A 2,857-nucleotide genomic window follows, 5' to 3' on the forward strand; every position below is an offset into this window, starting at 1 on the left:
GATTCTATAGCACACTCAATAGACAAGGTCGGCTAAAGCGAAGCGGCAGCCGACATAGACGCGCCTGCTTGTCGGCTGCCGCTTCGCTTTAGCCGACCTACGAACCCCTCCCAATTCCGGACAAGCCTGTAAAAATAATAAAAACCGCGATAACTTCGTCTGAACCCGCTCTATCGAACCGAATACTGCATTCCAACTACCACCATCCCGGTGGTAATCCATCGTGGTATCTGTTCCTTTAGTAAACGACCTTAGGCGACATTGACCCTGTGCCTCAAGGTCGAGCACTTTTCCTGACTGTAGCTCAAGGCCGGGCACTGCGACCCGGCCACCCGCCAGCGGTTAGGACGGATGCGGAAAATACTATCGGTCATCGGCACCCGGCCCGAAGCGATCAAGATGGCCCCGGTCATCAGCGCGCTCAACGGCGCGTCCGGCGTTGAAAACATCGTCTGCGTGACCGGTCAGCACCGCACCATGCTCGACCAGGTGCTTCAGCTGTTCCGGATCGTGCCGGACCACGACCTCGCCATCATGAAGCCCGGCCAGACCCTGGCCGACATCACCACCGCCGTCCTGACCGGCCTGACCCGCCTGTTCGAGGAGATCAGGCCCGACCGCGTGCTGGTCCACGGCGACACGACCACGGCGATGGCCGCCGCCATGGCCGCCTTCTACGCCCGCATCCCCGTGGCCCATGTCGAAGCCGGCCTGCGCACCGGCGATCTCCAGCAGCCCTGGCCGGAGGAGATGAACCGCAAGGTCATCGACAGCATGGCCGACGTGCTGTTCGCCCCGACCGAAAGTGGGCGCGCCAACCTGCTGCGCGAAGGGCTGGAGAACCGCCGCATCCTCGTCACCGGCAACACCGTGATCGACGCCCTTCTCCACACCGTTGACCGCCTGCGCGGCGACGGCGCGCTGACCGCCGAGATGGACGCGCGATTCGGCTTCCTGTCCGAGAACAAGCGGATGATCCTGGTCACCGCCCACCGCCGCGAAAGCTTCGGCGGCGGTTTCGAGCGCATCTGCCACGCCCTCGCCCAGCTCGGCGACCGGGCCGACACCTCGGTCGTCTACCCCGTCCACCTCAACCCCAACGTCCGCGAGCCGGTCATGCGGCTGCTCGGCGGCCGGCCCAACGTCCACCTGATCGAGCCGCAGGACTACCTGCCGTTCGTCCACCTGATGGAGCGGTCCACGCTGATCGTCACCGACAGCGGCGGCTTGCAGGAGGAAGCGCCCTCCCTTGGCAAGCCGGTGCTGGTGATGCGCGACGTGACCGAACGCCCCGAAGCGGTCGAGGCCGGCACCGTCCAGCTCGTCGGCACCGACACCGCCCGCATCGTCGGCGCCGCCAACCGCCTGCTCGACGACGAGCAGGCTTACGCCCAGGCGCGCCGCGCCCACAATCCCTATGGTGACGGCCATGCTGCCAAGCGAATCGTCAAGGAGTTGACCCGTGCAGCATAAATTCTCCCGCGTCGCGATCATCGGCCTCGGCTATATCGGCCTGCCGACCGCAGCCACGCTCGCCAGCCGGGGCGTCGAGGTGATCGGCGTCGATGTCAACGAGCACGCGGTCTCCATGATCACCCAGGGCAAGGTTCATTTCAGCGAACCCGACCTGGACATGCTGGTCCGCGCCGCCGTGATGACCGGCAAGCTGCGCGCCGTCGTGACGCCGGAGCCGGCCGAAGCCTTCATCATCGCGGTGCCGACTCCGCTGGCCGACGACAAGCGCCCCGATCTCAGCTTCATCGACGCCGCCGCCGACTCGATCGCCCCGGTGCTGGAAGCCGGCAACCTGATCGTGCTGGAATCCACGTCCCCCGTCGGCACCTCCGCCCGCCTGTCGCGCCAGCTCGCCGAACTCCGCCCCGACCTGACCTTCCCCCACAGCGCCGGCGAACGCTCCGACATCCGCATCGCCTATTGCCCGGAACGCATCCTGCCCGGCCGCATGGTGCTGGAACTGGTGGAGAACGACCGCATCATCGGCGGCCTGACCCCCGCCTGCGCCGCCCGCGCCGACCAGCTCTACCGCATCTTCGTCAAGGGCGCCTGCCTGCTGACCGACGCCAACACGGCGGAACTGGTCAAACTGACCGAGAACGCCTACCGCGACGTCAACATCGCCTTCGCCAACGAGCTGTCGATGATCTGCGACGGCATGGGCCTGGATGTCTGGCGGGTGATCGAACTGTCCAACCGCCACCCGCGCGTCAAGATCCTCCAGCCCGGCCCCGGAGTCGGCGGCCACTGCATCGCCGTGGACCCCTGGTTCATCGTGGACGGCATGCCGGAAGCCTCCCGCCTGATCCGCACCGCGCGCGAGGTCAACGACAGCAAGCCGCACCACATCATCGACCGCATCCGCCGCCACGCCGTCCGCTTCAAGGACCCGGTGATCGCCTGCCTCGGCCTGACCTACAAGCCCAACGTGGACGACCTGCGCGAAAGCCCGGCGCTGGAGATCACCGCCCACATCGCCCGCGAGGGCCTTGGCAAGGTGCTGGCGGTCGAACCCCACATCCGCAACCTTCCCCCGGAACTGACCGAGTTCGACAACCTTCGCTTCTGCGACATGTCCGAAGCCCTGGCGGAGGCCGACATCGCCGTCCTGCTGGTCGACCATGCCGAGTTCCGCGCGATCGAGGCCAAGGAACTGCTGAACAAGATCGTGATAGACACGCGCGGCTTCTGGCGCGACCGTCTCTACGTTCCCGACCGCTACGGCAGGGCGGCGGCAGAGTAACTAACCTATGATAATTGCTTCGCTTCGTAGGTCGGTCTAGAGCGAAGCGGCAGCCGACAAGCAGGCGCGTCCATGGCGGCTGCCGCTTCGCTTTAGACC

At 66.0% G+C, this 2,857-nt stretch carries 2 protein-coding genes; both read left to right on the forward strand.

The genetic code is table 11. The features are described from left to right. Positions 1-351: 351 nt before the first annotated feature. Positions 352-1,473 (forward strand): non-hydrolyzing UDP-N-acetylglucosamine 2-epimerase, encoded by a 1,122-nt coding sequence (wecB, locus tag AC5JJ6_RS07270; protein ID WP_496041395.1) that lies wholly within the window; start codon positions 352-354, stop codon positions 1,471-1,473. Continuing rightward, positions 1,463-2,758, forward strand: a complete 1,296-nt coding sequence (gene wecC / locus AC5JJ6_RS07275) for a UDP-N-acetyl-D-mannosamine dehydrogenase (RefSeq protein WP_496041396.1) — start codon at positions 1,463-1,465, stop codon at positions 2,756-2,758. Before wecB ends, wecC begins: the two co-directional genes overlap by 11 nt. Positions 2,759-2,857: the final 99 nt, after the last annotated feature.

Source organism: Skermanella sp. (assembly GCF_059503625.1).